The following is a 26234-nucleotide window of genomic DNA, read 5'->3' on the forward strand; positions in this document are numbered from 1 at the left end:
GGGGGCCAGAGCGGGAGCCAGGCTTTCGCCCGACCCGCGAGGAGGAGACGAACCGTCAGGAGCCTTCGGTAGCAGCGGTGGTGGGGCGTGCGGGCCCGTTCGCGCTCGTGCTCGGCGTCGGCGCCACCGGGACGCTGTTCGCCGCGGCCTTCGCACGCGCCCGCCGATTTCCGAAAAGTTGTCCACAGCTGTGGACAACTTTTCGGATCCGGCTAAGAGGGGGTCACCAGCCGGGTCTCGTAGGCGAACACCGCGGCCTGCGTGCGGTCCCGCAGGCCCAGCTTCACCAGGATCCGGCTCACGTGCGTCTTGATCGTGGACTCGGCGATGATCAGACGGTCCGCGATCTCCGCGTTGGACAGCCCCTGCGCGATCAGCACCAGCACCTCCGTCTCCCGCTCCGTCAGCTCCGAGACCGCCGCCGCGCCCGCATGCGTCCGGACGTCCGACAGCTTGGAGAACTCGGTGATGAGCCGTTTGGTCACCGAGGGGGCCAGCAGCGCCTCTCCGGCGGCCACCACCCTTACCCCGTCGGCCAGTTGCCGGGCTGAGGCGTCCTTGAGGAGGAACCCGGAGGCCCCGGCCCGCAACGCCTGGTACACGTACTCGTCGAGGTCGAAGGTCGTCAGGACCAGCACCTTCGCGTTCGTGTCGGCGGCCACGATCTCCCGCGTCGCCTCCAGGCCGTTCATCTCCGGCATCCGGATGTCCATCAGCACCACGTCCGGCCGCAGCGCCGCCACCTGCGCGATGGCCTCCCGTCCGTTCACCGCCTCCCCGACCACCTCGATGCCGTCCATCGCGTTCAGCAGGACGGAGAAGCCCTCCCGGACCATCATCTGGTCATCGACGATGAGCACTCTGATCGTCATGCCGGGTCCTTCGCCGGCTCCGGGCGGCTGCTGGACACGGGTATGAACACCGCCACCTCGTACCCTCCGGAGGCCCTCTCCCCGGCCGTCATCTCCCCTTCCAGCATGGCCACCCGCTCGCGCATCCCGGTGATCCCCTGCCCGGACCCCGGGGAGGGCCGGACGTCCCCGGTCGCCGCCTCATTGACGATGCGTATGCCCAGGCCGCCCAGTACGTACGACACTTCGACCGCGGCCACCGCGCCCGGTGCGTGCCGCAGGGTGTTGCTCAGGGCCTCCTGGATGATCCGGTAGGCCGACAGCTCCACGCCCGGCGGCAGCTCGCGCACGGAGCCCGTCACCGTCTTGTCCACGCTCAGCCCGGCTTCGCGCACATTGGCCAGCAGCCCGTCCAGCGAGGCCAGCGAGGGCTGCGGGGCGTCCGGCGCCTCGTAGTCGGCGGAGCGCACCACGCCCAGCACCCGGCGCAGCTCGGTCAGGGCCGCCACCGCGTTCTCCCGGATGGTGACGAAGGCCGCCTCCAGCTCCGGCGGCGGATTCTTCACCCGGTAGGGCGCGGCCTCCGCCTGGATGGCCACCACCGACATGTGGTGGGCGACCACGTCGTGCAGCTCCCGCGCGATCGTGGTCCGCTCCTCCAGCAGCGTCCGCCGGTCCCGCTCCACGGCCGTGACCTCCTGCTGCGCGGACACTTCCCGCTCCGCCTGCTTGCGGATGTTGCGGACGCTGACCGTCAGCAGGGCGATCGCCGACACGAAGGCCATCGGGCCGACGGTGACGGAGTTGCCGTGCCCGAGCACCACGACGGACAGCCCGGTGCCGATCGCCACCGTGACCAGCCACATCCAGCCCGCGGTCCGGGGCTTGGTCCGCATCGCGACGACGGTGATCGTCACGAGGTACGAGACGAACATCGTCGGGGACCAGGGCCAGTTGGGATCCGAGGAATCGATGACGGAGAAGAGCAGTGTGACGGCCACGGCGGCCCAGAAGGCGCCCACGGGACGCACCAGGGTCATCAGGATGGGGGCCGCCGTCAGCAGTCCCATCACCAGGCCGGCCGCGGGCATGCTGCTGGTGGCGGCCGTGAAGGTCACCGTGAAGAACGCCACGACACACAGGGCCGCATGCGGCAGGTGCGCGGCCTCCGCCCGTATCCGCTGCGGGAGCCGCCGGATCAGCCGCCCGTCCGGGCGCATGGGGGGAAGCGGACGGTAGGCGAAGGCATCGGTGATCAGATCCTGGCGCAGGCTCTGGATGAGGCCCGAAGCCAGCCGGATCTCGGGTGTCCGGGGGGTGGCCCCGGGGGTCGTCTCGCTCATGTTCTCCACGGTAGGTTGCCCGCCACCTCGCCCGCGTCGCCGCTGAAGGGGATTTCCCGGGGTCCCCCTCAAGTACTACCCGGGCCGTTTCAGTAGCCCGTCGGACGGATCAGACCCGTCTCGTACGCGAACACCGCGGCCTGCGTGCGGTCCCGCAGGCCCAGCTTCACCAGGATCCGGCCCACGTGCGTCTTCACCGTCTGCTCGGCCAGGACCAGGTGCCCGGCGATCTCCGCATTCGACATGCCCTGTGCGACCAGCGACAGCACCTCCGTCTCCCGGCCGGTCAGCTCGTCGATCCGCGCCCTCGAGGGCGCTCTCGGAGCCCCCAGCCGGGAGAACTCGGTGATCAGGCGCTTGGTGATGTTCGGCGCGAGGAGCGCCTCCCCGGCCGCGATCACACGGACCGCCTCCGCCAGCTGATTGGCCGAGGCGTCCTTGAGGAGGAAGCCCGAGGCGCCGGCGCGCAGCGCCTCATACACGTACTCGTCGAGGTCGAAGGTGGTGAGCACCAGCACCTTCACCGTGGAGCCGGGGGCGCCGGTGATGAGGGAGGTGGCCTCGATGCCGCCCATCCCGGGCATGCGGATGTCCATCAGGACCACGTCCGGCGCGAGCTCGGCCACCTTCGCCACGGCCTCGGCGCCGTCGACCGCCTGGCCGACGACTTCGATGTCGGGCTGGGCGTTGAGCAGCACGGTGAAGCCCTGCCGGACCATCATCTGGTCGTCGGCGATCATCACCTTGATCGGAGCGGTCGGGGCGGTCATGAGTCCTCCTCCTCCTTCTTCGTGCCGGCGGCGGGTGGGAGACCGCCGCCCGCGGACACGGGGTCGACGGGAAGCACGGCGCTCACCTCGTACCCCCCACCGGGGCGGGGGCCGGCGGCCAGCTCGCCCCCCAGCATGCCCGCCCGCTCCCGCATCCCCAGCAGCCCGTGCCCCGCTCCGGGCGACGGCGGGACCGGCCGGGTCGGCGCGGAGTTGGCGACGCACAGGTGCAGCTCGCGCGGCCCGTAGGCGAGCCCGACCTCCACCCGGGAACCCGGTGCGTACCGCAGGCAGTTGCTCAGCGCCTCCTGCACGATCCGGTACGCGGTGAGCTCCACGCCCGGGGACAGTGGCCGGCGGACGCCCGCGATCTCCGTGGTGACATCCAGCCCTGCCCCCCGCACGTTGTCCACGAGGCCGTCCAACTCGGCCAGCGTGGGCTGCGGATGGTGGGGCGCGCCGGGATCGTCCGGCTGCTCGGAGCGCAGGACGCCGAGCACGCGCCGCAGCTCCGTCAGCGCCTCCAAGGCGTTCGCGCGGATGCCGGCCAGGTTCTCCTTGAGCTCCTCCGACGGGTTCTCCACGAGGTAGGGGGCCACCTGAGCCTGGATGGAGATCACCGACATGTGGTGGGCCACGACGTCGTGCAGCTCGCGGGCGATCCGGCTGCGCTCCTCCAGCAGGGTGCGCCGGGCGCGCTCCTCCTCGGTGAGGGTCTCCTGCTCGACGAGTTGGGTGCGGGCCAGCCGCGTCGAGCGCAGGGCGTACCCGAGGAGGCCGGTGAAGGCGAAGAGGAGGACGGCCCCGGGGGCGCTGCTGCCCGCCTGGCCGGGCTTGAAGAGGGCCTCGGCCAGCCCGGTGCAGACGGCGGCGACGGCGACGGCCCCGACGGTCACCCGGGGCGGTACGCGCAGGGCCACCAGCAGCAGCACCGGGGCGAAGGCGAACATCCCGGCGGGCAGCCAGGGCCAGCTCTGGCCCTGCCCGACGTGGTCGTGGATCATCCAGGCGACCAGGGCCGCCGCGCTCAGGCCGAGCCAGTACCCGGCCAGCGGCCGCCGCATGGCGACCAGGACGGACAAACCGACCAGGATCGACAGCAGCAGGGCGGAGGGGCCCGTCACCTTGTAGTGGTCGTTGATCTGGTTCAGGGTGATCGAGCAGAAGAACGCGGCGAGATAGACGAGCGCCACATGCGGGAGCCAGGCCAGCCACCGCGGCCGCGACATCTTCGGCAGCGGATCGGACTTCAGGTCGAGCAGGTCCCGGGCCACGCTCCGCACCACGGCCGAGGTCCTGGCGAGGCGGCCACCAGAGCCCGCACCGGTCGGGGCCGGGGGCTCGCTCTGATCGTTCACGCCGCCCAGCCTAGTGCTGTGACCGGGAAGGTCCGCCGGGTCGCGGCGCCCGGCACGGCACCTCGCCGCGACCCGGCAAACCTTCCCGGCCACAGCACTAGGCACGGACTTCCTCCTTCCGGGGCGCCGCCGGGCCATCGGCGGCGGCGAGCGCGGTCTTCCCCGCGGCCGGCATGGACGAGGCGACGATCCTCGAGGCCGTGACCGGCTGCGGGGAACGCCCGCGCGGGCCGCGCTTCTCGGGCCGGCGGCCGCCCTGCTCGTAGGTGCGGAACGCGGCCCAGCAGACGGCCAGCGCGGCCGCGAACACCGGCAGCCAGAGCAGCCGGACGGCTATCCAGCGCCCAGAGTCGGGCACGGTGTGCAGCCCGGGCAGGTCCGAGGAGACCAGCAGCCCCAGGGAGGTGACGGCCATCATCGCGGTCTGGTGCCACAGGAAGACGGTCATGGCGGACAGGTTCACCAGGGCCACCTTCGCCCAGGCGCGCGGCCGGCTCATCGCCCGGGCCAGCTGCTCCCGCAGCAGCAGCGCCAGCCCGCACTGGGCCAGACCGAACGCGACGGCGGCCAGCGTCGGCGGGTTCAGGTTCGACATCGCGGCCCCCGGGACGCCGACCATGGACGCCGGGTACCCGCCCCAGATGATCAGCGCGGCCGTGGCGGCGACCCCGCCGCCCAGCAGCAGGGCCGCCGGGGTGCGCCGGGAGAACGCGCCCCGCGACCAGGCGGCGCCCAGGGTGTAGGGGACGAGCCAGCCGGCGGCCACATTGACCCAGCCGATCCACTCCGGCCCGTCGAGCCCGAAGCGCCAGACATCGACGGCGGCCACGGCGGCCAGCGGCCACCAGGGGCTGAGCCGGGAGACGAGCGGGGTCGCGGCGGTGAGCACGGCGAAGACGAGCAGGAACCACAAGGGGGAGAGGACGAGCTTGAGCAGGGTGTGGACGGTGTCCGTGCCGACCCCGCCGAGCAGCATCCCCGAGGCCGCGACGGTCCAGAGGACGAGGACGGCGGCGACGGGCCGGAACAGCCTGCCCAGCCGTTGCCCGACCCACCGGCCGTAGGAGACTCCGCGCCCACGCGCCGACTCGTACCCCTGGGCGGCGACGTGGCCGCCGACGAGGAAGAAGACGGCCAGGGTCTGGAACACCCAGGAGACCGGGGCCAGTGCGCTCATGTGGGCCAGCGGACTGGTGGTCCGCAGGCCGCCGTCGACGCTGGTGAGCGCGGTGACCAGCCAGTGCCCCAGCACGACACCGAGGATGGCGAAGGCCCTGAGAGCGTCCACGGCCCGGTCCCGGTGGGCGGGGGTGCCGGCGTCGATGCGGTCCGCGAGGGCGGACCAACGGGAGTGCGGCTTACGCGAGCGCATGGGAGGCCTCCGGAGCGGTGACGGCTGACGGGGTGACGTGCGCGGTGGCGGGCGCCGTGACGTGGGCGGTGACGGGCGCGGTGGCGGGCGCGGGACGGGCCGCCGGGGAGGTGCCGAGCACGATCCCGGCCAGGCCGTCCAGGGACTCGGTGCCCGGCTTGAGGTAGTCGCTGTGCCCGCCGGAGCCGGCCGTGAAGGGAAGGGCGCCGAAGGCCGGGTCCACGGGATCCACGCCGAAGCCGATGCCGGCGACGCGGACGTGCGGGACGTTCGCGATCCAGTCGCCGGCGCCCCGACCGGCCCAGACCCGGGCCCGGGTCGGCAGATCCCCGGCGGAGTCCGCCCCCGTGCCGGGGCTGCCGAACAGTGCGACATCGGTGACCTTGGGACCTGTCCCGGTGCGGGAGCAGACGACGGAACCGTAGGAGTGGCAGAGCAGCGAGAGCCGGGCGTCCGCGACGGTGATGCGCTCCAAGCGGGCGAGGAACGGCTCCAGTTCCGCCGCGGCCTCGTCCGCGCGGTCGGTGGTCAGGACGGACGGGCTGACCGTGCCGGGGGTGTCATACCCGAGCCAGGCGACCACGGCGGAGCGCGGATGCTCGGCCTGGAGGCGCTGCTGCAGAGCGACCGCCCCGGTACGGAACCTCTGGTAGGTGTCCAGCGTCGTGTCCGAACCGGGGACCAGGACGGTGATCCGGTCGGCGCTCTCCAGGTCGCCGAAGACCTCTGTCGCGCGGCCCGTGCCGCGCCCGTCGAAGACGAGGAACCGGGCGCCGCCGTCCGCCTCCATGGCCCGCAGCTTCGCGGCACGGCCGCTGCGGCCGGCGTCCTGGGCCATCCCGGCGGCCTCGGAGAGGTTCGCGAGATTCGCGGCGTACCGGTCGGGGAACGAGGCGGTCTCGGCGAGAACGGCGGGAGCCGGGGCGGGTATCCGGGGAGACGCGGCGGCGGAGACGGGGAACACGACGGCCGCGGCGACGAGCCCGGCCAGCAGCGTGCGGCGCGGACGGCCGCTGCGGCGGCTGTCGGGACGTGCGGTGGGGCGGCGGCTCATGGGTCCGTTCCTTCGTTCGTGCCAGAGGGGCGGTGCTGCGTTCTTCTCTGGTCACGAAATTAGGAAGCGGAGGCCATGGTCGGCGTCCCGCTGGAGAGCGGTCTTCCCAAGTAGCCCTCAGGTATGACAGGGGCTACTCAGGGAGGGAGGGGGCAGGCTGAAAGAGGGTCAGTCCGCCATCCGGGACAAGGGAAACGGGCCGGGAGCCGGGTAGCCGGGCACCGGGCCGTCGAGCGGCTCGCCGAGCGGTTCGACGTACCCCGCGCGCCAGCGGGGGGCCGGGTCCTGGCCGGGGCTCGTCCAGTACTCCCGCGCGCCCACGATCTCCCCGCCCCGCACGGTCCACAGGGAGACGGCGCGGTAGACGACGTGGTCCTGGGGTATCTCCACCTCGGTGACGACGAGATCGCCGTCACCGAGGATCCGCAGCACTTCCACGGATCTCTCGTCCGCGTAGTCCTCATCGCTGAGGACGGATATGAAATTGGCCCGCCCGACGATGCGTTCGCCGCTGACGGGCCATTCGATCACCGCGTCCTCGGCGATCAGCGGAGCCAGCCCGTCCCAGTCGCGCGCCCCGATCCGCTCCCACAGCTGTGCCACTACCTTCAACGGCTCCATGTGCCGCAGTGTGCGGGGGAGTTGCAGGACGCAACAAGCTTTACTTACAGGCTTATTGACATCGAAATAATCATCTCCGGCGGTACGTGAGCGGGGCGCTCGCGCTGTTTTCGAGCTCCCGGACCAGACTTCCGTCGGGAAGCAGCCGCAGCGTGCTCCGGGCGCCCGGCGAACAGGTCGGCGGGGCGCCGGAGGTGACGGAGGAGGGGTCGAGCCCCACCGTGCCCGGGGCGGCGACGCGCAGCGGCGCGCTCCAGGAGCAGGCCAGACCGGGCGACTGGACGGTCAGGGACATGACGGGGGAGCCGGCCGGGGCGGGGGTGAGGGGCGCGGATGCGGGCGTGGAGAGGGCGCTGCCGTCGGGCGTCCGGTGCGAGTCGGCCGCGCGGCCGAGGGAGGCGTAGACCTGGACGGCGACGTCCTCGAAGCGCAGCGGGCGGGAGGGGGGTCGCGCGGGGATGTCCGGTCCGCAGCAGGCGACCCAGGCGCTCCGCTCCTGCGGGGTGCGTCCACCGTGACCGCCTTCGTCCCGGTGGCCGTGGTCGGTGACGGCGATCACCGTCCAGGACTCGCGGGCGTACACGGGGCGCGAGCGGACGGCGGTGAGCAGTCTGCCGAGGCGTTCGTCGGCCCGCTCGATGGCCCGCAGGTAGGCGCTGCCACAGCCGAGCAGGTGGCCGGTCTCGTCCACCGCGCCGAGGTAGACGAAGGAGACCTCGGGGTCGTCGGTGGCCAGGACGCGGACGGCGTCGTCGGTGACCTGGTCGTCGCAGGCGTCCCAGTCCTCGCTCGTGTCGGCGCGCGGAGCGATGTAGGAGAGACGGCCGGGGGCGGCGAACAGCGGGCCGCCCTGCCGCGCGAGGAACAGGGGCTCCCAGCCGCCGGCCACGAAGGTCTTGCGGCCGTCCTCCTGTGCCAGGCGCGTGGCGAAGTCCGGGAAGACGTCCAGCCGATTGCCCCCGAAGTGGTTGCCGTACACGCCGTGCTTGGCCACGCCCACGCCGGTGGCGATGGTGGTCCAGCACGGGCCCGACATCGTGGGCGTGGCCTCGTCGATCTCGATCCGGCCGAGGAATCCGGCGTCGGCGACCGCGTCGAGGTGCGGTGTCGGTACGGCCCGGAGCAGGTCGAGGCGGACGCCGTCGATGCCTACGACCAGGACGCGGCGCCGGGGGCTGCTGGGTGAGGGCGACAAGGGTCGGCTCCCGTCTTCGGTGGGGTTCGCCAGGCCCGCTCCTCGGGGAGTGGGCTGAACGAGTCGAATCATTCGCTCATGAATCTTGACCGTCAAGAGCATCTGAACGAATGATCGAAACGTTCAGTTCGCGAGCATGAGGATCGGCTGACGGCCCCCGCGTTATGGTCGCCGCATGCCACCTGTCTCGCTGCTCGTCATCGGCGCCGGTGAACGCGGAACCGGATACGCCCGGTGGGCCCTTGACCACCCGGACCGTGCGACCGTCGTCGCCGTCGCCGAACCCCGCGAGGTGCGCCGTACCCGCTTCGCGGCGACGCACGGCATCGCTCCCGAGGGCGCGGTCGCCGACTGGAAGGACGTCCTCGCCCGCGGCAAGATCGCTGACGCGGTGCTCATCTGCACGCCCGACAGGCTGCACGTGGAACCGGCCGTGGCCTTCGCCGCCCTCGGCTACCCCATCCTGTTGGAGAAGCCGATGGCCCTCGACGAGGACGGGTGCCGGGAGATCGTCGCGGCCGTCGAGAGGTCCGGGGTGATGCTCGCCGTCGGTCACGTGCTGCGCTACACCCCTTACACGCGCACCCTCAAACAGCTCGTCGACTCCGGGCGGATCGGTGACATCGTCAGTGTCCAGCACCTGGAGCCCGTCGGCTTCTGGCACCAGGCGCACTCCTTCGTGCGCGGCAACTGGCGCCGCCACGACGAGTCGACCTCCATGCTCATGGCCAAGTCCTGCCACGACCTGGACTGGTTGCAGTACATCATCGGCAGCCCGCCCGCCCGGGTGTCCAGCTTCGGCCGCCTGTCCCACTTCACCGCGGCCAACCGGCCCGCCGGCGCCGCCGACCGCTGCCCGGACTGCGCCGTCGAGCCCGGCTGCCCGTACTCCGCCCGGCGGCTGTACGGCGGCATGCTCGACCGGGGAGAGCATGTCTGGCCGCTCAGCGTCGTCGTGGACGAGTTCACCCCCTCCGTGCTCGACGATGCCCTGCGCACCGGCCCGTACGGCCGGTGCGTGTACGCCTGTGACAACGACGTCGTCGACCACCAGGTCGTCGCCATGGAGTTCCCCGGCGGGGCCACCGCCACCTTCACCATGACCGCCTTCACCGAGTTGACCAACCGCCGCACCCGGATCTTCGGCACGCGCGGCGAGCTGACCGGCGACGGCGAGACCATCCGCGTGTACGACTTCCTCACCCGCGCCGAGGAAACCGTCACGCCCGCCGGGCAGGGCGGGGTGACGGCCGCTGACGGCCACGGCGGAGGCGACGCGGGACTGATGGACGCCTTCGTGGGAGCCGTCGCCACCGGGGACCGCGGCCTCGTCACGTCCGGCGCGCGCGAGTCCCTGGCCGGCCACCTCGCGGTCCTCGCGGCCGAACGCGCCCGGCACGGCGGCACCGTGGAACCGGTGCCGGGCACGATCCGTGAGAGCCGGTCAGCCCGGCCCGGCCGGGCTAGCCGGCCTTGAGGGTGCCGCCGTCGATGACGTGGTCGGCGCCGTGGATGTTGGCGGCGCGTTCGGACAGCAGGAAGGCGACCAGGTCGGCCACCTCTTCGGGTGTGGTGATGCGTCCCGACGCGAGGCCGAACTGCCCGGGAATGTTCGCGAGCAGATCGCCGTGGCTGACGCCGTAGGCCTCGGCCACCTTGCCGCCGAAGCCGTTCGGGTCGGTCCACAGCGGGCTCGCGACGACACCGGGGGAGACGGTGTTGACGCGCACGCCGCGCGGTGCCAGTTCCTCGCTGAGCCGCTTGCTCAGCTGGTTCAGTGCCGCCTTGGCCTCCGCGTAGCCGACCGGTGAACCGGCGGGCACGCGGGCGTTGATCGACGAGATGTTGACGATCGCCCCCCTGCGCTCCAGGATGCTCGGCAACGCAGCCCGGGTCGTCCAGACCGCGCTGAACAGGTTGAGGTCGAAGATGGTCTGCCACTGCTCGTCGTCCACGTCGAGGAAGCCGCCCAGGGACAGCGCGTCCGGATCGCCCGCGCCGACGTTGTTGACGAGGAAGTCGATCCCGCCGACCGCGTCGATCGCCTCCTCGACCACCTTCGTCGCCCCGTCGCGCGTGCTCAGGTCGACCGACACGGTGGCGGCGGCGGCCTTCTCCAGCTCGGGGGTGATGGTGCGCGCGGCGCCCACCACCCTGACGCCCTCCGCGGCCAGTGCCTGGGTGATGGCGAGGCCGATGCCGCGGCCCGCGCCGGTGACGAGAGCGGTCTTTCCGTTGATTCCGAGGTCCATGACTCTCCTTCTTGGGGTGGCTTTCTTGGGCTGGAGGTTTTCTTGACCCACAGGTCAAGAATCAGGGCGTAAAAAATGCCCCCGTCGGGGCACGGCGGGTCAGAGGCCCGCCAGGGCGGTGTCGATGATCCCGTGAAGGGTCGGCCTGTCGAAGGTCTTGGCCATGACGCGCAGCCCCACGATGGTGTTCAGGAGGAACTGCGCCTGCGCCCTGGCGTCGACCTCGGGGGCGACATCGCCGTCGCGCTGCCCCTGCTCGATGCGGGCGGTGAGGTGCTGGATGGTGTGCTGCCCCATGCGGTGGACCGCCTGGGTGGCCTCCGCGTCCCGCCCGCCGAGCTCCAGGGCGGTGTTGGCGCCCAGGCAGCCGCGCCTGACCGGCCCGTTCAGGTCCGTGTCCACGAGGAGGGTCAGGTAGTCGCGGATGCACTGCTTGGTCGAGCTCGGCCGTGCGAGGAACTCCTCGGTCATCTCGGAGCCGGCGCGATCGTAGAGCTCGAGGGCCTTGCCGAACAGCTCGCGCTTGGATCCGAAGGCGTGGTACAGGCTGCCCTTGGCCACACCGGTGGCCGCGGCGAGATCGGCCGGGGAGGTGCCGGCGTAGCCGTTGGTCCAGAACGCCTCCATCGCCTGTGCGATGACCGCGTCCGGTTCGAAGTTCCTCGGCCTGCCCATGACCGCACGCTATCCATTCTTGACCCACAGGTCAAGAATGGATGTCCTGATCGATTCGGCTGGCCGGGGGCCGGCCCACTTGCGATCGACACCACCGGTCCGGCGGCGCAGGATGGAAGGGACGGACGCATTCCGGCTGCCCGCGTCGCCTGTGGTGGCGGGTGCCCGGACCGACGGATCACCACGACCACCCGCAGGCCGAGGACTGCCCGACGGGCGCCGAGGCGGAGGTCGGAGCGGGTGAGGGGCCACCAGCGCAGATGGGAGAGAAGGATGGGAGAAGCGGCAGAAGGCGTACGCCCCGCTCCCGACGGTCCCGCGAAGGCGTCTCCTCCGCAGCACCGGGGCGGAGTCGTCGATGATCACGGGCGGGCCCCGGGGGCCGCATCCCGGGTGGGCACGGGCTCGACCGCGCCGCCGTCCGACCCCGAGCGGGTCGCGAACGCCAACGCCAACGCCGAAAACCTCGGCGGCGACCTCGGCGGAGCACCCCGACCCGCCGCGCATCCGGTGGTGAACGATCCGGCGGGCGGGATCCGGCGCGCGTTCGAGCTGGTGTTCCCCGACGGGGGCGAGGGCGGCCCGGACACCGTGGAGGTGACCGTCACCGGCCGGACGGGGCCGGGAGGCCATCCCGTGTACGAGGACGCCACCGGCATCATCCAGGCGGAGATCAGCGACCGATCGGAAGTGCGCGTCCTGGCCACCGGGGCCGGCCAGGAGCCGCCCCACGGGGTCACCGCGCGCCCCTTGCGCTGACCAGGTCGCGGGCCCCGGGCCGTCGACCGGCCCCGGGCTGCCCCTCAAGGGGCGACGGGAACGTCCAACCGTTCGGCCAGGGTCGTGAGCGTCGCCCCCAGGGGGAGCGCGATCCGCGTGACGGCGTGGCGGTCGCCGCGGGTCGGATCCCGGTTGACGATCAGTACGGGCTTCCCGGCCTCGGCCGCCTGGCGGACGAACCTGAGCCCGGACATCACCGTCAGCGAGGAACCCAGTACGAGCAAAGAGGTCGCCGCGTCGACCAGTTCGCGGCAGCGCCCGACCCGCACCGGCGGCACGGACTCGCCGAAGAACACCACGTCCGGCTTGAGGACTCCCCCGCACGTCGCACAGGGCACCGGGCGGAAGTCCCCGACCTGCTCGTCGGTGAGGTCGGCGTCACCGTCCGGGTTCAGTCCGGCGGCCACCGGCTCGAAGCCCGCGTTGGCCTCCTCCAGCCGCCGGGCGAGTTCACGGCGGGCGCTGAGGGCGCCGCAGGACAGGCAGACGACCCGGTCCAGGCTTCCGTGGAGTTCCACCACTCCCTCGCTGCCGGCGGCCTGGTGCAGGCCGTCGACGTTCTGGGTGATCACGCCCGAGACCATCCCGGACAGCCCGAACGCCGCGACGGCCCGGTGCCCGGCGTTGGGCCTCGCGTGCCCGAACGTCCGCCAGCCGAGGTGGCCGCGCGCCCAGTACCGGCGCCGGGCCTGAGCGCTGGCGGTGAACTCCTGGTAGGTCATGGGCGTGTGCCGGCGCAGGCTTCCGCGCTCGCCCCGGTAGTCGGGGATGCCCGACTCCGTGGACATCCCGGCCCCGCTGAGCACCAGCACCCCGCCGGCCCGCAGCGCGTCGGCGACCGGGCCCGGGTCCGTGGTGCCGGGTGGCAGGTCCGCGGTCGGGGTCCAGCTCAGGGTGGGGCGCGTACGCATGCCGCCAGCGTACTGAACGGCCGGACGGCGGGCACGGGACGGGCACGGGACCGGTACGGGACCGGCCCGCGACCGGGACGCCCGGACCCGCCCCCTACGGGTTCATGAGGCAGAACGAGGGCAGGAGGACGACATCCAAGCTCCGGACCAAACGAGGAGTCGCCATGACCACCTTCGTCATCACCGTTCCCGGCACGTTCATCTCGGGCATCACCGACTCGGAGCGCTCGGACCTCGAACGGGAACTGGCCTCACAGCACACCGACGTCAGTGAGAGCCGGGGCTTGGACCTCCTCACGCTCAACGAGGGCGGTACGTTCTCCATCCGCCTCGAAGTGGACGCCCCGGACCGCTACGAGGCGGAACTCGACGCCACGAGGCTCGTCTCGACCGCGCTGGAGGAAGCGGGGATCGCGACGTCCGAAGCCCCGCTCGGGCCGCCGGTCGTCACCGGCATCGACAGCGACCTTTCGTTGCCGCGCGACGACTGACGACGGAACTCGTACGGTCGGGTTCCCGGTTCCCGGTTCCGGGATCCGGGAACCGCCCCGGGTCCCGGTCGGCGACGGCCGAGCCGATCAGCACGGTCGCGCCGCGCGGGACGCCCCCCGCACCGTGGCGCCGCCGCGGATCGATTGCGCCGGCGGCCGCTCGCGCAGCGCCCCGTACGCGATGAAGTAGGCCGGCACCCGGTTCAGCCACCGCGAGTCGGTGACGAGCTCCGTCAGCCGCTTCGCCACCTGCAGGTGGCCGAACGCGACGCGCCCGGCCAGCAGGGGTTCGATGACCTGGGCGTGGGCCAGGCGCTGCAGGCCCTGGGTCGCCACGGTCGTGGGCATGCGGCGGAGCTGTACGCGGCGCACGTCGTGCAGCCCGACCGTCCCCGCGCGCAGCGGTTCCACGAGGTGGCGGGCCGCGGCCACCGCGTCCTGCACGGCGAGGTTGATGCCGATGCCGAAGACCGGCGACATGGCGTGCGCGGCGTCGCCGATGCACAGCAGTCCCGGCCGGTGCCAGCGGCGCAGCCGGTCCAGCCGTACGTCGAGCAGCTTGACCTCGTCCCAGGAGGCGACCGAGTGCTCCCGGTCGGCCAGCCACGGGACGGCCTGTGTGAACTGGGCCATGAACCGGTCCAGGCCTTCGGCGCGGCGCTCTGCATCGGTCCCCTTCGGGATGAGGCCCGCGCACTGCCAGTAGTCCCCGCGGTCGATGAGCGCGCTGAAGAACCGCTCGCTCAGGCCTCCCACGAGCCCGCTGGGATCGCTCTCATGGCGCGGCAGCCGGAACCACCAGGCGTCCATCGGGCACGGGAAGCTCTCCAGGCCGAGCTCGGGCAGCACCCTGGCGAAGGATCCGCGGCCGTCGCAGGCCACCGTCAGTGTGGCCCTGAGCTCGCCCTCGGCGCCGTTCGCGGTGCGGTACCGCACGCCCGCGACCCGGCCGCCTTCCATCAGGAAGGACGTCGCCTCCGTGTCCATGCGCAGCCGGAAGGAAGGCTCCTTGCCCGCCTCGTCGGCGAGCAGGTCGAGCAGGTCCCACTGCGGCACCATCGCGATGTAGTTGTACTTCCCGTGCAGCGCCCCGATGTTCCCGACCGTGACGAGGGAGCGGTCCGGCCCGATGGGCAACTGCACCGAGGTCACGCGCCGCTGCGGCAGCCGGGCGAACCGTACGGCGAGGCCGATGTCGTCCAGCAGCGACAGGGTGGACGGGTGCACGGTGTCGCCGCGGAAATCGCGCAGGAAGTCGCCGTGCTTCTCCAGTACGGTGACCTCCACCCCGGCCCGGGCCAGCAGCAGGGCCAGCACCATCCCGGCGGGCCCGCCTCCCACCACACAGCAGGTCGTACGCTCCACGGAAACCACTTCCTTCGCCGGCATCGGGTCAGCCCGACGACGTATACCCCACCGGGCGGCGGCGATCGCGGAAGCGCGGTGCGAGTCGGCCGATCGCGGCGCCGACTCGGCGACCACGCCCTCGGGCCCGACTACTTGAGAAGCCGGAAGCCCGGTTGAGAGGCCCACGCACGCAGGAACTCCGCCGTGCCGTACACCTCCGGCAACGGGCCGTCCGTCATCGCGAGCACACCCGGAAGCCCGTCCACGACCGCGACCTGCCCGTCAAGGAGCTCAGCAGCGGCGACGCCGCCGACCACGTCCATGACGGCGGCCGTCAGCAGGGCCGTGGTGATGTGGTCGATCGGCCTGTTGCACCCGGCGATGACGCCCACCGCGTGTGTCGGAGCGAAGCCGATGAGGGGTTCCAGGTCGGGGTCATCCGCGTGCTCGGCCTCGAAGATGTCCTCGTCCCCGTTCCCGGGCCCCATGACATGGACCAGGAACGGCCGGCGCCCGTCGATCTCACCCGGGTCCGCGGCCCCGAGCCGGTCAGCGAACACGTTGAGGTCGTAGCCGCCGGGGCGCTTCTCCTCGAACCAGGCCGAAGAGTCCTCCAGGAAGCCCCGGAGCCGCTCGACAACCTCGGCCGGAACCGCCTCGGCCAACTCGATCACCAACGCTGGTCCACCCATGTCGGGATCCTAACCAGCAGAGCGGCAGACCCGAGCGCAGTGTTCGAATCCCTCACGAGCCGCGGCGGCACCGGACGGACGGCGGTGCTCAGCGGTGCTCAGCGGCGGTACGCGGCCGTCGCGATCCCGATGAAGGACCGGATCAACGGGTTGGCAGAGCCTTCGTTCCACACCGCCACCACCCGGCTCGGCGCCATGTCGACGAGCGGCACCACGACGAACTCGGCGGGCAGTTCGTGTCCGAGCGGGGCCAGCCCGACGGTGCCGTTCCACAGCACGGCCTGCAGGCATTCCTGGACGGCGCGCACCACCGGCCCCTCGCGCGGCCGGCCGCCGTTCCAGTACGACTGCCAGACGGGGTCGGTGCCTCGCGGGAACTGGAACCAGCGGCGGTCGCCCAGTTCGGCCAGCCGCAGCCGGTCGCGAGGTGCCAGCGGATCGTCGGCGCGCAGGACCACGCCCACCGGATCGGTCCGCAGCGTACGCACGGTCAGGGCCGTCTCGTCGAACGGCGCCCGGGTCACGGCGACGTCGACCGTCCGGGCGCGCAGTCCGCACGTCGGGTCGGTCAGATCGGTGTCGCGGATGCGGATGTCGACGCCGGGATGGCTTCGGCGGTAGGAGTCGGCCAGCCGGGACAAGCCCGGGTCGGTGCCGTCGCCCAGGATGCCGACGGTGAGGGTCGCGACGCCGGCCGCCGCGCTCACGCGTACACGGACACGGTCGGCATGGGCGAGCAGGGCCCGCGCCTCGTCGAGCAGCACCGTGCCCACCGCGGTGAGCGTGACGCCGGCGGACGAGCGGGTGAACAGCAGAGCCCCGACCTCGGCTTCCAACCGCTTGATCGCACGGCTCAGCGGCGGCTGGCTCATGTGCAGGCGGGTGGCGGCCCGGCCGAAGTGGAGCTCCTCGGCGACCGCCACGAAGTAGCGCAGGGTCCGTAGCTCCATGTGCTCCATGTGCTCCATCCTGCAACGATACCCACGGGGTATCCGTGTCGCGGGATGGGTCTTGGACACCGGCGGTGCACTCGATCGTGCCGGGCACCCCGTCTGGCGATCGACGCAATCGACGGGGCCTGCGCGAACCGGTGGCCCACGAACGGGAACCATGAACCCGGTGCGATCGCCGTCCACCTGACCGGCGGAGACCGCCGGATCGCACTCAATGCCGGGCTCGCCGCCACCGCGGCTGTGACCGCCTGGCTGGCCGCCAGGCTGTGAAGTGGCCGAAGCCCCGCGCCTTTCGCCCTGCCGAAGACGGCGAGGCGAACGGCACGGGGCGCTGCCCGGCTCCGTCAGGCCGCGTGCCCGCCGTCGACGGAGAATTCGGAGCCGGTGATGTAGGCGGCTCCGTCTCCGGCGAGGAAGGCGACCGTGGCCGCGATCTCCTCCGGCCGGCCGAACCGGCCGAGGGCCGTCATCGCGGCCTGGGGGTCCGCGTAGGGTCCGTCGGCCGGGTTCATGTCGGTGTCGACCGGTCCGGGGTGGACGATGTTGGCGGTGATGCCCCGTCCGCCGAGCTCCCGGGCGAGGGCCTTGGTGAGCCCGGTCAGCGCCGACTTGCTCATCGCGTACAGCGTTCCGCCGGGCCCCGGTACCCGCTGGGTCATGCAGGTGCCGATGGTGATGATCCGGCCTCCCTGGCCCATGTGGCCCGCTGCCGCCTGCGAGGCGAGGAACGCGCCCCGTACGTTGACCGCGAGCACGCGGTCGACGTCGGCCAGCGTCAGCCCGGCGAGCGGGCCCAGGACGCCCACGCCGGCGTTGTTGACCAGCACGTCGAGCCGGCCGAACGTCTGCGCCGCCCAGTCCACGGAGCCGGCGGCGTCACCGACATCGCCCGCGTCCGCCCTGACGGCGGCGCCTCGGCGTCCGAGGGCCTCGATCCCGCGGACCACTTCCTTGGCCGCGGCTTCGTTCGCCGTGTAGGTGATGGCCACATCGGCTCCCGCCTCGGCCATCGCCAGTGCGATCGCCGCACCGATGCCCCGGCTGCCACCCGTCACCAGAACCGCCTTGCCGTTCATGTGCTCTCCCTCGCTATTGGTTGCTGGTTCAATAAAACGAGACGGCGGCAGTCGGTGCTGGCGGCAATCCGACGTGGCGTTCCGCGCACATGCCTCTGTCCGGCCCGACTCCGCCGCGGTCGTTGTCGTCGCCGACTCCGTGATCCCTCACCTTCCGCCGCAGCCGGCGGCGACGGCGACCACGGCGAGCACCGTGGTGACGGACCAGCGGAAGGTCTGGCCCTTCGGTGTGGCGAGCCAGCTCCCGAAACTGTCGGACGCCCAACCACGAGCTCCATGAGCTGAATGCCCGCGCGGGATGGCCGTCGCTCGGTCACATCACCGGCGGTCTCTCACAGGACGCGGGGACCAGTCCGGTCGCCCGCAGCACCGTCTACCGCGTGTTCACCGCTGACGAACTCCCCAACCTGCGGGTGCTCCTGGGCATCGTTCGCCACCTCTCCGTGCTCTGCTGGCGTGCGGACGAGGAGGTGGAGCGCGATCGTTTCGACGGTCTGTGGCAGGCAGTACTGCGGGAAGCCGTGCCGGAGCCCGGCCTGCTGGTCGGTCCGTTGCCGATGCCCGCTCACCCGGTCGACGCGGAAGACGCGCGGAGCGATCCCGACGCAGGCCCCGACGACGGCCCTGACGGAGGCCCCGACGACGATCCCGGGGGCGGAACCATGGCCCGCGCGGCTCCGGAGCCGCACGGGCCGCGCACGGGACCGCCCGACGCTCCCGCGCGCTCCACCGGCAAGGTGTCGGTCCACCGGCAGGCTTCGCGGGCGCTGATCATCGGAGCCGAGTCGTACGCGGACCTGCCCCCGCTGCCGGGTACCGCTCAGGCGGTGCACCAGCTCTCCCAAGCCCGTGCCGGCAACCTGATCGTCTTCATCGACGCCTGCTACGTGGGCCGGGCCGCCCGAGCAGCCGAGCGGCGGAGTCCTGTCGCTGGACGACCTCTATCGCGACGTCCGGGAGAGCCTCGCCGGCGATGCCGGCGCTGCCGTCACGTGGCGTCAGGTCGAGGCCGAGGGGAGTCCGACAGCCACGAGCTGAGCACGGCGGCGTGCGACCGTCAGCGCCAAGGGACACCCGGCAGGGGGCCGGGCCCAGGCCTGTGCGGGCGGGCCCCGGCAAGGTGATGACGGACGCGGACGGCGACGTCATTTCGTGAATACCGGCCTACCCGAAGCCCACACTGCGGCATCGTCGTGTTCAGGCGGCCGGGAGAGCAGGCCGCACGAGCACGGAGTCGGTCGAGGAGGGCGTTGTGAGCAGGCGCGAGGCGTGGACGATGGAGGAGTTCGGCACATCTCACGAGGGCGCGGTCGGGGTGCTCCTCGCCGACGGCACCGTTCCGTCGCCCGTGTACTTCGACAGCGGTTCCGGCGGGGGCGGCGAGCCGGTGTCGCAGTGGAGCGTCTACGACGGCCGCTGGACCCACGTACCGCGCGCGGCCGCGCTGCGCGCGGTGTGTTCCTGCGGCTGGGCCGGCCCCGAACACCGCCTGGACTGGACGGCGATCGGCGACCAGGACCTGGTGGACGGCGGGGACGAGCAGGCGGACGCGTGCGTCCAGGACTGGGACGTGCACACCGTCCGGGTCGAGGCGACGACCGTCCCCCTGCCGGAGATCGTCACCACGCTGTTGGAGCGGCTGGAGGAGGAGATCGACAAACTGGCCAAGACCTCTCCGGTCGCGGCCGTACGGGCGGTTCGCCGACTGGAGGTCACTGCCGAACGCGTCGGATACTGGGCCGCCCGCGGCACCGCCAACGACCTCGACACCGCACAGGCGGCAGCCGCCCTCGGACTCGACGAGAACGCCGCACGCAAACTGATGGCACGCCTCGGACGCTGGAGCCCCTACCGCTGACCCGCCACGTACTGCTCCAGCGACAGGAGTTGCCCGGCCCCGTAGCCATGGAGGACGTACGGGATGCCTCGCAGACATGCGCACGCATCGCGTTCCCCGTCGCGGGCGGTGTCGGTGTCGGTGCGGCCCATAGGGTGAGTCCATGTCTGACACGTTGAGTTCCGATAAGACCGCGTCCGCGCTGCGGGCATCCGCGCGGGTCTCCGCCGAGTTGCTGCTGGTCCTCGTGATGGCCGCCGTGGCGTTGTGGCTCCTGGGTCGGATGTGGTCGGTGCTCTGGCCGCTGATAGTGGCCCTCTTCCTCACCACGCTGACGTGGCCGCTGGCCGCCTTCCTGCGCCGGCGCGGGTGGCCCCCGGCCCTGGCCGCGTCCGTGGTGACCGTACTGTTCCTCGCCGTCGCCGCGGGCGTCGTGGCGCTGATCGCCGTACCGGTGGCGTCACAGTCCGGCGAGCTGGGCGACGGCGTGGTCAAGGGGATCCAGCAGCTGCGCGAGTGGGCTGCCGGGCCGCCGCTGAACATCGGCGACGCCCAGATCACAGGGGCGTTCGACGCCGCGGTCGACCGGGTCCAGCACAGCGTCGGCACCACGGTCTCCACGGTCGCCACCGGCGTGAGCACCGTCTTCAGCGGTCTCGTCACCGCCGTCTTGGCCCTCTTCCTGATGTTCTTCTTCCTCAAGGACGGCCCGCGGTTCCTGCCGTGGCTCACCCGTCAGCTCCCCGGCCGGCTCGCCACCGATGTCCCCGTGGTCGCCGAGCGCGGCTGGGAGACGCTCGGTTCGTTCGTCCGCTCCCAGGCGTTCGTCGGTCTGCTCGATGCCGTCTTCATCGGGCTGGGCCTGTGGATCGTCGGTGTTCCCCTGGTGCTGCCGCTGGCGGTGCTGACCTTCGTGTCCGCGTTCGTGCCGATCGTGGGTGCCCTGTTCGCCGGCCTCGTCGCGGTGCTCATCGCGCTCGTCTCGAACGGTCTGACGGACGCGCTGATCGTGCTGGCGATCATCATCGTGGTGCAGCAGTTGGAGGGCAATGTGTTCCAGCCGATGATCCAGAGCCGCGGTCTCGGACTTCACGCGGCGGTGATCCTGTTGGCGGTGACGCTGGGCGGCAGTCTGGCCGGAGTGGTCGGCAGCCTGCTGGCGGTTCCGGCGGCGGCACTGATCGCGGTGGTCTGGAACTATCTGCGCGAGCAGTTGACAGAGCCCCCGTCCGGCCCGGAAACCGACGGGTCAGCCACCGCCAACGCCCCCTTGTAGCGCCCGGGGAGCCGCCGTCACGGGGCCCGGTCGCCACCCGACGGGCCCAGGGGGGTCCCGCGGAGGTGGCAGGATGGCGCGGTGTCTGATCTTCTCCGTGAACCGTGGCTGCGCGGCATCGCCTTCAATCCGGCGGCTCCCTCCGATGTACTGATACGCCTGATGGGTGAAGTGGCCGGTGAGGCCGGCCTGTTGATGTGCGAGGGCCGCGACCTGCCCGACGCCGCCATCGACGCGGCCCTGCGCCATCCGGGCAGGAAGATCCGCGGCGCCCTCGCCCTCAACCGGCACGTCGACCCCGCGCGACTCGCCCCCTTGGCCACGGACCAGTCGGGGATCGTCCGCTATCGGCTCGCTGCCGGCCCCCGCCCCCGCCCCCGACGGGTCCGACCGCTGCCGGACGACATCCTCGTCACCCTCCTGACCGCCCAGGACGGGGGCGAGGACGGCATGCTCACCGAACACGAGATCGTCCAGGAGCTCAGCTCCTCGCGGCAGATCCCCCTGTCCTTCCACCGCTCCATGGCCGGGCACGAGCACCCGGAGATTCGCGAACGCGCCGCCTGGGAGTGGCAGTCGCTCACCCCTGGACAGCGGGAGGCCCTGCTCGACGACGCCGTCCCCGCGGTACGGGAAGCGGCGCAGGAGCACAGTTGGGAGCTGGACCCGGAGCGGGTGGAGGCCACGCTGCCGTCCATCGGCTCGCACAGCAGGTCGTTCTTCCTCGGCAGGTGCGCCCTGTCCCCGGCGCTCATCGAGCAGTGCTTCGCGGATGACGAGGTGCACCCCCTGACCTGGAACCGTCACATCCCGGCCGACGCCGTTGCCCGGCTCGCCCGCCACCCCGAGGCGAAGATCCGCGAGATGGCCGCCGCCCGGCCCGACCTGGCACCGGACCTGGTCGCCGAACTGAGGGAGGACCCGGACCAGGACGTGCGGATGCGCGCCCGCCTCCACCCCTTCCCCCGCACCTGGGCCGAGTACTGGGCGATCTACGGGGTCATCGGGCACGGTCCGGACTGGACCGGCCCGATCACCGAGTCGGCCACCGAGCCGTCCCCCGAATGGCTCGCCGCCTGCGCGACGTCCGAGGAACCGGTGCTGCGCCGGGTCGCGGCGAGCCGGCCCGGCCTGCCCGCAGAACTCGTCGCGACCCTCGCGCGGGACGAAGACGAGGAGGTACGGATCCGGCTGGCCTGCCACCACCCGTTGGCTCCGCCCCACCTCCTCCTGGACGTCTTCGTCACCCGCCCGGCCCACCGTCCGCACCTGCTGACCCTGCCCGCGTTCCCCCGCACCGGCCTGACCCCCCTCGTCGGCCACCCGGATCCAGAGGTGCGGGCCCTGGCCGCGGCCGCTCCCACCCTGTCCGACCCCCCGGTGGACGACCCCGACGAGTCGGTGTGCCGGGCGGCCGCCGCCAACCCGAGCCTGACGCCGGATGCCCTGGAGGCGCTCCTCGTCAACCCCCGGACCGCGGAAGGCGCCGCGGCCAACCCGTCCCTCCCCGTCCCCCGCATGCGCGCACTCCTCGACCGCTGCCTGAACGGCGCTGCCACCCCACCGGCGTAGGCCCGACGCCGACACGGGCGACGGGGGACGGGGGACGGGCGACTCCACGTCCGGGTTCGGGCACGCATCCCGCGGTCCTGCGCGTGGGGGTGGTCTCGGGCACCAGCCCGTGTCGTTCCGGGCACCGACGGCTTTGAACGGGCATGAAGATGTCCACACACCCGGTGCCGGTAGCGGCGGCGGCGGTGGTCGTACTCGCGTGCGCGGTCTCCGCCTCCGCGTCCCCGGCCTCCGCGTCCCCGGCCTCCGCCACGCCGCGCTACACGTGCTCCAGCGGCACCAAGTCGATCGACGATGCCGGGTACTCCGGCCCCTGGCCCGACAACTGGGAGGTGACCGTGTCGGTGTGCGCAGCGCGCTCCGGGGCCACCGTGTACGCGTACGCCGACATCAGGTGGGACGGACCCGCCTTCTACTCCACCACCGACGCGACGATCTTCGACGGGGCCAAGGCGCGGGTGCAGATCAAGCGGTCCCGCGAGGGCACCGACCCCGTCGTGGCGGAGAAGGACTTCCCGGAGCTGGAGGAGCGGATGGAGAAGGCCACCTCAAACGGGGACCGCAACGGGAGCTACCGCACCCCGACCATCCGCCACCGCGCCGGCCCCGGCGCCCTCGGTGACGCGGTCCTGTACCTGGACTGGCACGAGGACGGGCACGGCTACCGGGGATACGACTACACCGGTTCCCCGTCCGTCTGACCCCGGGCCGGTCACTTCCGCCAGAACAGGTGGTGCGCCACCCCGCTGGGGCTGGGGACGACCTCCAGGTGGAACCGGTCGAGCAGTTCGTCGGGGGACTCCCAGAGCCGCACTCCGGACCCGAGCTTCATCGGCGAGACCGCCACGTGCAGGGTGTCGACGAGGTCGGCGTCGAGGAACTGCCGAATGGTCGTGGCTCCGCCGCCGAGCCGGACGTCCTTGCCCCGTGCCGCCTCCCGGGCCTGTTCGAGGACGGTGGCAGGGTCCCCGTCGACGAAGTGGAACGTGGTGTCGGAAAGCGTGAGCGAAGGACGGTGGTGGTGAGTCAGCACGAACACCGGGGTGTGGAACGGGGGTTCGTCACCCCACCACCCCTGCCACTCGTGGTTCTGCCAGGGCCCGCGCTGGGGACCGAACTTGTTGCGGCCCATGATCTCGGCGCCGATGTTGCGGGGGTAGTCCCGCGTGAGGTAGTCGTCCAGCCCCCGGCTCCCCCCGGGGGCGGTGCGCATGGGCCAGCTCGCCGTGGCGCCGGCCCAGGCGAACAGCCTTCCGGGATCGACATGACCGAACGGCCTCTCGAGGGTCTGGTCCTCACCGGCACCGATCCCGTCACTCGAGACGTTGAAGTTCTGGACCCTCAGCAGCTGAGCCATGTGCTCCTCCTGTGTTGTCGACCACGGTGGTGACGTGCCGGGCCGGGAAAACCCATCGCCTCGTCCGCTCGCCGCGTCCTGCCATCTCACCCCACCTGCCCGCGGCCGGTGTCAGCCGACACACCGGCATTCGCTCCGGACACGGCTTCCCCCGGGGGCTCCGGCGTTCAGTCGCGGAGTGTCAGCCGGGAGTTCGCCAGCCGTCCTTGTTCGAGCAGGACTCGTAGTCGTAGCCGCCGTCGCGCTGTCAGTGCAGTCCGCTGTACGCGGCCATCACGATTTCCATGCCGCGGTTGTCCTCCTGCCGCTCGCGGTCGATCATCCGGTTCATGACGTACGCCACCGTCATGCGTGCGTCGGGGTCGCTCACGACCAGTGAGCCGCCCCAGCCGCCCCAGCCGAAGGTGTTGCCGAACTTGCCGAAGCCCGCCGTCCAGGACATCGGCGTCCGCAGAACGCGGTCCTCGCCGCTGAAAACCTCCTGCCGCGCGGGTTCGCAACCCCGCGGGGACAGCAGTCGCACACCGCCCGCCGTTCCCTGGTTCGCCAGTACCGACTGGACGAGGGCGACCGAGCGAGCGTTGCCGAAGCCGTTCACCGCAGGGATCTGCGCACGGCGCCAGGCCGAGGAGTTGACGTCCCTGACCCGGATGACGGCACCGGTGTTCTCCCGGCGTGCGCCGTCCGGTCCGGGCGGCGCGCTGGCGGCGTACTCGTCGGTCAATGACGGCGGCGGGATGAGGGGTGCGACGCGGTGGTCGTGCTCCGCGGAGAGCCCGATGTGGAAATCCGCGCCCAGCGGCTTGGCCACCTCCTCCGCGAAGAACTCGCCGAGGCCGCGGCCGGTGATGCGGCGGACGATCTCACCCACGAGGAATCCGAAGGTGAGTGCGTGATAGCCGGCGGCCGTTCCCGGTTCCCATTCGGGCGCCTGCGCCGCCAGCCCTGCCGTCACGCTTTCCCCGTCGTAGAGCTCCTCGACCGCCCTCAGCCCGGACAGATCCGGCAGCCCCGCCGTGTGCGACAGCACGTGCCGCACCAACACGCCTTCCTTGCCGGCAGCGGCGAACTCCGGCCAATAGGCGGCGACCGGCGCGGACAGGTCGAGCAGGCCCCGGTCGGCCAGGATCAGCGCACACAGGGCGGTCATGTTCTTGGTCGTCGAGTTCACTCCGGTGAGCGTGTCGCGCTCCCAGCTGACGGAACGGTCCGCATCGGCGTACCCGCCCCAGATGTCGACCACCGGCTCGCCGTCGACGTAGACGGCCGCCGAGGCGCCCACGTCGTCCTTGTCGAGCAGAGCTGCGAGTGCCTCCCGGACCGGGGCGAAACGGGGCTCACAAAATCCCTTAATGTCTGTCATGGGTGTAAGCCTCAGGTGGCGCCAGGGCCTCCTGCCCCACAATTCCCGCACCGGTTTTGTCGGGCGGGACGCGATCGTGGAGACACGATGGGGACACACGGAGGAAGGACGGACGGCGTGCTGGAGCGGCTGAATCAGGCGCTGGACCACCTGGAGACCTGCCTCGACCGGGAGATCGACATGGCCGAGGTGGCCCGGATCGCCGCGGTGTCGGAGTACCACTTCCGGCGGCTGTTCTCCGCGCTCGCCGGGATGCCCCTCCCGGTCTACGTGCGGCGCCGGCGGATGACGCTCGCCGGGGCCGACGTGCTGGCCGGGGAGCTGACGCTGCTCGATGTCGCGGTGCGCTACGGGTACGGCTCGGGCGAGGCGTTCGCCCGGGCGTTCCGGTCGGTGCACGGCATCGGGCCGGGCGAGGCCCGCCGCACGGGTGCGGTGCTCACGGCACAGCCCCGCATGTCCTTCCGCGTCGTCGTCGAAGGCAGTACGGCCATGCGGTACCGGATCGTGGAGAAGGAGTCGTTCCGGGTCGTCGGGAGGAAGGCCCGGGTCCCCCTCGTGCACGAAGGGCTCAACGCGGCCGCCGCGGCGCACCTGGCGAGCCTGGACGAGCAGGCGATCGTACGGATGAAGTCGCTGGCGGACCGGGAGCCGGAGGGGATCCTGTCGGCGGTGGTGCACCTGACCGACAGCCGGGAGGAGGGCGCCGAGGTGGACTACTGGATCGGCGCGGTGACCGGTCCCGAGACGGCGACCGAGGCGGCGACCGAGGAGCTCGACGCCCTCGACGTGCCGGCCGGCACCTGGGCGGTCTTCGACAACCGCGGGCCCTATCCGAGCGCCCTCCAGGAGCTGTGGCGGGACGTGTTCACGCAGTGGTTCCCCTCGAACCCGTACACGAGCCGGCCGGGGCCGGAGCTGCTGCGGACGCAGCCGGTGGAGGTCGGAGCGGAGACCGGCTCCCAGCTGTGGATCCCGGTCGAGCGGGGCAGCGGGGGGTGAAGACCCCGTCCCGGAGGTCGCCGGGACCACCGGGACCGCCGGCTGATCACCAGCCCCGTCCATCCGGCAGGACACCGTCCCCGGCC

General features: G+C 72.0%; 26 protein-coding genes and 1 pseudogene. 9 read left to right on the forward strand and 18 right to left on the reverse strand.

Annotated features, from left to right (window positions below; translation table 11 throughout):
* Positions 1–212: 212 nt before the first annotated feature.
* The 8 genes from DRB89_RS03775 to DRB89_RS03810 all read right to left on the reverse strand — a co-directional run bounded on the left by DRB89_RS03775 (position 213) and on the right by DRB89_RS03810 (position 8564).
* The gene (locus tag DRB89_RS03775) at positions 213–872 is read right to left on the reverse strand and encodes a response regulator transcription factor (protein ID WP_112446249.1); all 660 of its coding nucleotides are present in this window, start codon (positions 870–872) and stop codon (positions 213–215) included.
* Positions 869–2194, reverse strand: a complete 1326-nt coding sequence (locus tag DRB89_RS03780; protein ID WP_204357600.1) for a histidine kinase — start codon at positions 2192–2194, stop codon at positions 869–871. The genes DRB89_RS03775 and DRB89_RS03780 overlap by 4 nt, the downstream gene beginning before the upstream one ends.
* Positions 2195–2283: 89 nt before the next feature.
* Positions 2284–2964, reverse strand: a complete 681-nt coding sequence (locus DRB89_RS03785) for a response regulator transcription factor (RefSeq protein WP_112446251.1) — start codon at positions 2962–2964, stop codon at positions 2284–2286.
* Entirely contained in the window at positions 2961–4322 is a 1362-nt protein-coding gene (locus DRB89_RS03790) for a sensor histidine kinase (RefSeq protein WP_239516002.1), read from the reverse strand. Before DRB89_RS03790 ends, DRB89_RS03785 begins: the two co-directional genes overlap by 4 nt.
* 97 nt (positions 4323–4419) lie before the next feature.
* Positions 4420–5694, reverse strand: a complete 1275-nt coding sequence (locus tag DRB89_RS03795) for an acyltransferase (RefSeq protein WP_112446252.1) — start codon at positions 5692–5694, stop codon at positions 4420–4422.
* Positions 5681–6748, reverse strand: a complete 1068-nt coding sequence (locus tag DRB89_RS03800) for an alpha/beta hydrolase (RefSeq protein WP_112446253.1) — start codon at positions 6746–6748, stop codon at positions 5681–5683. Before DRB89_RS03800 ends, DRB89_RS03795 begins: the two co-directional genes overlap by 14 nt.
* Before the next feature lie 168 nt (positions 6749–6916).
* The gene (locus DRB89_RS03805; RefSeq protein ID WP_162688459.1) at positions 6917–7369 is read right to left on the reverse strand and encodes a nuclear transport factor 2 family protein; all 453 of its coding nucleotides are present in this window, start codon (positions 7367–7369) and stop codon (positions 6917–6919) included.
* A gap of 70 nt (positions 7370–7439) precedes the next feature.
* Positions 7440–8564 carry an alkaline phosphatase family protein gene (locus tag DRB89_RS03810; protein WP_343234820.1) on the reverse strand — a complete coding sequence of 375 codons (1125 nt, stop codon included), beginning with the start codon at positions 8562–8564 and terminating at the stop codon, positions 7440–7442.
* Positions 8565–8739: 175 nt separating this feature from the next.
* On the opposite strand from DRB89_RS03810, the gene DRB89_RS03815 reads away from it, so the two are divergent.
* The gene (locus DRB89_RS03815; protein ID WP_112451102.1) at positions 8740–10041 is read left to right on the forward strand and encodes a Gfo/Idh/MocA family oxidoreductase; all 1302 of its coding nucleotides are present in this window, start codon (positions 8740–8742) and stop codon (positions 10039–10041) included.
* Here DRB89_RS03815 and DRB89_RS03820 read toward each other — a convergent pair.
* Entirely contained in the window at positions 10028–10816 is a 789-nt protein-coding gene (locus DRB89_RS03820; RefSeq protein WP_112451103.1) for an SDR family oxidoreductase, read from the reverse strand. The two genes, DRB89_RS03815 and DRB89_RS03820, sit on opposite strands and share 14 nt — an antisense overlap.
* 99 nt (positions 10817–10915) lie before the next feature.
* Positions 10916–11491, reverse strand: a complete 576-nt coding sequence (locus DRB89_RS03825) for a TetR/AcrR family transcriptional regulator (protein WP_112451104.1) — start codon at positions 11489–11491, stop codon at positions 10916–10918.
* 273 nt (positions 11492–11764) lie between these two features.
* On the opposite strand from DRB89_RS03825, the gene DRB89_RS46245 reads away from it, so the two are divergent.
* Positions 11765–12250 (forward strand): DUF6296 family protein, encoded by a 486-nt coding sequence (locus DRB89_RS46245; RefSeq protein ID WP_343234607.1) that lies wholly within the window; start codon positions 11765–11767, stop codon positions 12248–12250.
* A gap of 44 nt (positions 12251–12294) precedes the next feature.
* On the opposite strand, the gene DRB89_RS03835 is transcribed toward DRB89_RS46245, so the two are convergent.
* On the reverse strand, positions 12295–13182 hold the full coding sequence (locus DRB89_RS03835; protein WP_112451105.1) for an NAD-dependent protein deacetylase: 888 nt from the start codon (positions 13180–13182) through the stop codon (positions 12295–12297).
* 164 nt (positions 13183–13346) lie between these two features.
* On the opposite strand from DRB89_RS03835, the gene DRB89_RS03840 reads away from it, so the two are divergent.
* A complete protein-coding gene (locus DRB89_RS03840) occupies positions 13347–13673 on the forward strand; it encodes a hypothetical protein (protein ID WP_112451106.1) in 327 nt (108 codons plus the stop codon).
* Positions 13674–13760: 87 nt separating this feature from the next.
* Here DRB89_RS03840 and DRB89_RS03845 read toward each other — a convergent pair whose 3' ends face one another.
* From DRB89_RS03845 to DRB89_RS03855, 3 genes are all read right to left on the reverse strand, one after another.
* Entirely contained in the window at positions 13761–15038 is a 1278-nt protein-coding gene (locus DRB89_RS03845; RefSeq protein ID WP_112463203.1) for an FAD-dependent oxidoreductase, read from the reverse strand.
* Positions 15039–15169: 131 nt separating this feature from the next.
* Entirely contained in the window at positions 15170–15712 is a 543-nt protein-coding gene (locus DRB89_RS03850) for a DUF6368 family protein (RefSeq protein ID WP_162688460.1), read from the reverse strand.
* Positions 15713–15810: 98 nt separating this feature from the next.
* Complete coding sequence (locus DRB89_RS03855) at positions 15811–16662, reverse strand: LysR substrate-binding domain-containing protein (protein ID WP_204358079.1); 852 nt, start codon at positions 16660–16662, stop codon at positions 15811–15813.
* Between the two features lie 162 nt (positions 16663–16824).
* On the opposite strand from DRB89_RS03855, the pseudogene DRB89_RS44170 reads away from it, so the two are divergent.
* Positions 16825–16935: pseudogene (locus DRB89_RS44170) on the forward strand (DoxX family protein); the annotation flags it as partial.
* Between the two features lie 74 nt (positions 16936–17009).
* On the opposite strand, the gene DRB89_RS03865 reads toward DRB89_RS44170, so the two are convergent.
* Positions 17010–17741, reverse strand: coding sequence for an SDR family oxidoreductase (locus DRB89_RS03865; RefSeq protein WP_112451109.1), 732 nt, complete (start codon positions 17739–17741; stop codon positions 17010–17012).
* A gap of 1252 nt (positions 17742–18993) precedes the next feature.
* Here DRB89_RS03865 and DRB89_RS03875 point away from each other — a divergent pair.
* Positions 18994–19599 (forward strand): hypothetical protein, encoded by a 606-nt coding sequence (locus tag DRB89_RS03875; RefSeq protein ID WP_204357837.1) that lies wholly within the window; start codon positions 18994–18996, stop codon positions 19597–19599.
* Here the strand turns inward: DRB89_RS03875 and DRB89_RS42685 are convergent.
* A complete protein-coding gene (locus DRB89_RS42685) occupies positions 19590–19730 on the reverse strand; it encodes a hypothetical protein (protein ID WP_162688461.1) in 141 nt (46 codons plus the stop codon). The genes DRB89_RS03875 and DRB89_RS42685 overlap by 10 nt on opposite strands.
* Positions 19731–19741: 11 nt before the next feature.
* Between DRB89_RS42685 and DRB89_RS03880 the strand changes: the two genes are divergently transcribed.
* The 3 genes from DRB89_RS03880 to DRB89_RS03890 all read left to right on the forward strand — a co-directional run bounded on the left by DRB89_RS03880 (position 19742) and on the right by DRB89_RS03890 (position 23127).
* Positions 19742–20854 (forward strand): AI-2E family transporter, encoded by a 1113-nt coding sequence (locus DRB89_RS03880; RefSeq protein WP_112451112.1) that lies wholly within the window; start codon positions 19742–19744, stop codon positions 20852–20854.
* A gap of 81 nt (positions 20855–20935) precedes the next feature.
* The gene (locus DRB89_RS03885; protein ID WP_112463204.1) at positions 20936–22426 is read left to right on the forward strand and encodes a hypothetical protein; all 1491 of its coding nucleotides are present in this window, start codon (positions 20936–20938) and stop codon (positions 22424–22426) included.
* A gap of 143 nt (positions 22427–22569) precedes the next feature.
* Complete coding sequence (locus DRB89_RS03890) at positions 22570–23127, forward strand: hypothetical protein (protein WP_112452783.1); 558 nt, start codon at positions 22570–22572, stop codon at positions 23125–23127.
* Between the two features lie 11 nt (positions 23128–23138).
* On the opposite strand, the gene DRB89_RS03895 is transcribed toward DRB89_RS03890, so the two are convergent.
* On the reverse strand, positions 23139–23783 hold the full coding sequence (locus DRB89_RS03895) for a dihydrofolate reductase family protein (RefSeq protein WP_112452782.1): 645 nt from the start codon (positions 23781–23783) through the stop codon (positions 23139–23141).
* Positions 23784–24030: 247 nt separating this feature from the next.
* Positions 24031–25146, reverse strand: coding sequence for a serine hydrolase domain-containing protein (locus DRB89_RS03900; RefSeq protein WP_112452781.1), 1116 nt, complete (start codon positions 25144–25146; stop codon positions 24031–24033).
* Positions 25147–25263: 117 nt separating this feature from the next.
* Here DRB89_RS03900 and DRB89_RS03905 point away from each other — a divergent pair, with 117 nt between their 5' ends.
* Complete coding sequence (locus DRB89_RS03905) at positions 25264–26148, forward strand: AraC family transcriptional regulator (protein WP_112463205.1); 885 nt, start codon at positions 25264–25266, stop codon at positions 26146–26148.
* Positions 26149–26234 lie beyond the last annotated feature (86 nt).

Origin of the sequence: Streptomyces sp. ICC4 (assembly GCF_003287915.1) — a bacterium.
Lineage (GTDB): Bacteria > Actinomycetota > Actinomycetes > Streptomycetales > Streptomycetaceae > Streptomyces > Streptomyces tritrimontium.

Bases quoted from the DNA above. Each gene is read 5' to 3' on its own strand.
- DRB89_RS03855 (WP_204358079.1), bottom strand. From the start codon at position 16,662: ATGGAGCTACGGACCCTGCGCTACTTCGTGGCGGTCGCCGAGGAGCTC.
- DRB89_RS03880 (WP_112451112.1), top strand. From the start codon at position 19,742: ATGTCTGACACGTTGAGTTCCGATAAGACCGCGTCCGCGCTGCGGGCA.
- DRB89_RS03850 (WP_162688460.1), bottom strand. From the start codon at position 15,712: ATGGGTGGACCAGCGTTGGTGATCGAGTTGGCCGAGGCGGTTCCGGCC.
- DRB89_RS03835 (WP_112451105.1), bottom strand. From the start codon at position 13,182: ATGCGTACGCGCCCCACCCTGAGCTGGACCCCGACCGCGGACCTGCCA.
- DRB89_RS03795 (WP_112446252.1), bottom strand. From the start codon at position 5,694: ATGCGCTCGCGTAAGCCGCACTCCCGTTGGTCCGCCCTCGCGGACCGC.
- DRB89_RS03825 (WP_112451104.1), bottom strand. From the start codon at position 11,491: ATGGGCAGGCCGAGGAACTTCGAACCGGACGCGGTCATCGCACAGGCG.
- DRB89_RS03840 (WP_112451106.1), top strand. From the start codon at position 13,347: ATGACCACCTTCGTCATCACCGTTCCCGGCACGTTCATCTCGGGCATC.
- DRB89_RS03780 (WP_204357600.1), bottom strand. From the start codon at position 2,194: ATGAGCGAGACGACCCCCGGGGCCACCCCCCGGACACCCGAGATCCGG.
- DRB89_RS46245 (WP_343234607.1), top strand. From the start codon at position 11,765: ATGGGAGAAGCGGCAGAAGGCGTACGCCCCGCTCCCGACGGTCCCGCG.
- DRB89_RS03900 (WP_112452781.1), bottom strand. From the start codon at position 25,146: ATGACAGACATTAAGGGATTTTGTGAGCCCCGTTTCGCCCCGGTCCGG.
- DRB89_RS03815 (WP_112451102.1), top strand. From the start codon at position 8,740: ATGCCACCTGTCTCGCTGCTCGTCATCGGCGCCGGTGAACGCGGAACC.
- DRB89_RS03890 (WP_112452783.1), top strand. From the start codon at position 22,570: ATGAAGATGTCCACACACCCGGTGCCGGTAGCGGCGGCGGCGGTGGTC.
- DRB89_RS03785 (WP_112446251.1), bottom strand. From the start codon at position 2,964: ATGACCGCCCCGACCGCTCCGATCAAGGTGATGATCGCCGACGACCAG.
- DRB89_RS42685 (WP_162688461.1), bottom strand. From the start codon at position 19,730: ATGGGCCGCACCGACACCGACACCGCCCGCGACGGGGAACGCGATGCG.
- DRB89_RS03800 (WP_112446253.1), bottom strand. From the start codon at position 6,748: ATGAGCCGCCGCCCCACCGCACGTCCCGACAGCCGCCGCAGCGGCCGT.
- DRB89_RS03820 (WP_112451103.1), bottom strand. From the start codon at position 10,816: ATGGACCTCGGAATCAACGGAAAGACCGCTCTCGTCACCGGCGCGGGC.
- DRB89_RS03805 (WP_162688459.1), bottom strand. From the start codon at position 7,369: ATGGAGCCGTTGAAGGTAGTGGCACAGCTGTGGGAGCGGATCGGGGCG.
- DRB89_RS03775 (WP_112446249.1), bottom strand. From the start codon at position 872: ATGACGATCAGAGTGCTCATCGTCGATGACCAGATGATGGTCCGGGAG.
- DRB89_RS03865 (WP_112451109.1), bottom strand. From the start codon at position 17,741: ATGAACGGCAAGGCGGTTCTGGTGACGGGTGGCAGCCGGGGCATCGGT.
- DRB89_RS03895 (WP_112452782.1), bottom strand. From the start codon at position 23,783: ATGGCTCAGCTGCTGAGGGTCCAGAACTTCAACGTCTCGAGTGACGGG.